Annotated in this window: 1 protein-coding gene and 2 pseudogenes; all 3 read left to right on the plus strand. The window is 57.0% G+C overall.

Annotated elements, in window-relative coordinates:
• Positions 1 to 411: 411 nt before the first annotated feature.
• The gene (locus tag B7R24_RS16780) at positions 412 to 1,524 is read left to right on the plus strand and encodes an AAA family ATPase (RefSeq protein WP_116420196.1); all 1,113 of its coding nucleotides are present in this window, start codon (positions 412 to 414) and stop codon (positions 1,522 to 1,524) included.
• Positions 1,525 to 1,735: 211 nt separating this feature from the next.
• Positions 1,736 to 2,132 (plus strand): annotated as a pseudogene (locus B7R24_RS16785) (VOC family protein).
• A 287-nt stretch (positions 2,133 to 2,419) separates the two neighbouring features.
• Positions 2,420 to 2,593, plus strand: a pseudogene (locus B7R24_RS16790) (right-handed parallel beta-helix repeat-containing protein); the annotation flags it as partial.
• Positions 2,594 to 2,720 lie beyond the last annotated feature (127 nt).

The raw sequence follows: 2,720 nt of genomic DNA on the forward strand, positions 1-2,720 counted from the left end.
ACGCGACAGCGGTGCGGGAGGCGTGAGAAACTTGCACCTGCGAGATGCCTTTCGTTTCAGGCGAGTGTTGTTCTAGACAAACTCCATTTTCCCTGATGAGAAAGGCATTCTCCGTTTAACGCGCCGACCCCAACCCACCCCGCATCGGTGGATCCAGGCTAAACAAGAAGAGCGGGTCATATCGCGGCGGGCGCCTGGGCAGAGCGGATAATTCGCGTCGGATGAAGAGATGACATCTTCTCTTTACATAACCAATGTTCTTACACTGTGCATCCGAAGATGAGCTAGGAGTCGGCAATGAGGCTTGGCTTATCAAGGCTAAAAAAGATAAACGCGGCTAAACGTAATGCCGACATTACGATCCCTGCGCTATCCTTGAAGGATAAAAAGGATAAAGGAGCCTAAAAGTTGGTGAGGAACCCCTTCAAACCCACCGCCGGGGCAAGGCCGCCTTTGCTCGTCGGCCGCGAAGATGCGCTCGACGGGTTCAAGGAGGCCATCAATGATGGCTCAGGATCGCCGGGCCTTCTAACAATTTTCACGGGCCCTCGCGGTGTCGGCAAGACAGTCCTCCTCACAGCTGCGGAGGAATTCGCGCAAGCACAGGGCTGGGTTGTCATCTCTGAGACGGCTACCACCGGGTTGATACCCCGACTTACCTCCTCGATGATCTTGCGACTTGAGGAACTCGGCAATGGGCCACCCGGACGACGCTTGACCGCCGTGACAGCCGGAGGGTTTGGCGTCACGACCCAGCTGGCCCCAGCGCGGCAACGACCCTGGCGCGACATTGCAACCCAGCTCGTTACCGTCCTCGACGGCCACGGAACAGGACTGCTCATCACAATCGACGAAATACACGCCGTGAACCGTGAAGAACTTACTGAACTGGCCGCCGTCATCCAACACTTGATCCGTGAGGACCTCCCCATCGGTCTCCTCGTAGCCGGTATCCCCAAAGCAGTTTCAGACCTCCTCAACGAGGACGTTTCGACGTTCCTTCGCCGAGCCGACCGTGTCGACTTGAAAGACGTAGCAATCCGCGACGTCGAAGTAGCTCTCGCGGCCACCTTCGCTGACACCGACGTCACGATCACGCCGTCCCAGCTCAGGTACGCGGCCGAAGCAACAGGCGGCTACCCGTTTCTCATTCAACTAGTCGGCTATCACGTCTGGCGACGAGCCGTCACAGGTAGCGTGACAGACGAGTCGCTCGCAGAGGGAATAGATGCCGCCCGACGCCGTTTAGGTTCCACAGTTCTCCAAGCATCACTCGCGGACCTCTCCCAGGTTGACCGCACATTCCTGCTCAAAATGGCCGACGACGACGGGCCCTCGAAAGTGGCCGACATCGCCAGCCGTCTCGGTGAGAATACGAAGTATGCCGGGGTTTATCGCCGACGCCTTATCGATGCCGGCGTTATCGTCAACGCCGGACGCGGACTCCTAGACTTCTCCGTCCCCCACCTCAGACAGTACCTCCGAGAGCACGCGGCCTCGGGAATAGACTCGAACACCCTATAGCTGCGCTCAGTCCCGCTTCACCTTCCTGCCAGCGTGACGCGCGCGCAACTACCGCCGGAGCGTAGGCCGAGATTTCGTATTTTGCTCTCGGGTGCAGCAGCGATTTTCTCATGCGCACACTCGACGGATGCATTCGAGAGCAGTCTGCGCTGGGGTGCTGACTGATACGGCATTGACCTGAAGAAATCTGCGGCTGGGTAGCATACGAAATATGGCCATCAAGCTGGACAACGTTGGGATCGCCGTTCGTGACATCGGGGCGACAATCGCGTTCTTCACTGACCTCGATCACACGGTCCTTGGCCGCGACACGATCAGCGCCACGCCAGAATTGCCGTTCCCACAACACCGCACGGTCACGCCCTGAGCTCTTTTGAATATCTTCACCCCGACGCGATCAAGAGAGAGCCACGCTCCCTAACGAAGTAGGTATGCGCCCGTAGCGTTCTCCGTCGAAAGCATCGAGGCGGCTCTTGAAGAAGCTGAGAATCACGGCTGTCATCCGCCCCGCGGCGTGACAATCTACTCAAGACCTCGACAAAGTCACCTACCAATGCGATCCGAGCCGCATCCTCGTGCTGCTCACCAAAAACTCGCAGAAAGACTAACGGTCGATCAAGGGCAGCACCTCTTTTAGTCGACATCAACTTGACTGGGTGTTTCAGGCGCCGTACTTTGTCGGCACAAGGCTAAGCCAAAACGTTTTGTCACTGCTCTCGGGTGATGTCCCTTAACTCCAACCGGATACAGCCTTCGCGCGTTCCAATGGCCACGTTTAGCATCACCTTCAGTCGGGGGATCACTTGCCTGTTCTTTGCCAACATAGACGGTTTGGATCAAGGTCCGCCTGTGCCTACTTCAGACCATTAGACAACGACCCGAAGGTGGGACTTTGATGTCAAACGCTAATTACTACGACGTGACGATGTGGCCCGTCGGTGATGCAACCGAGGATGTCGGCGAGGTGATCAACAGCATCCTCGCCGACATCAAAGAACGGCAAGTAGGTTCTCAAAAGAACCAAGGCGGAAAGCCTGGCGCGGTGATCTACCTGCCGCCTGGTGACTACTGAACCGTCCCGGGTTTCGTGCCGTTTTCTTTTTTTGAAAGGATTCGGTTATGTCAAACAAATACCCTGCGGAGGTTCGGGAGCGTTCGACTCGGATGGTGCTCGAACGGTTGACCGATTACCCGTC

The sequence above is a fragment of the Subtercola boreus genome (assembly GCF_003399645.1).
GTDB classification, from domain to species: domain Bacteria; phylum Actinomycetota; class Actinomycetes; order Actinomycetales; family Microbacteriaceae; genus Subtercola; species Subtercola boreus_A.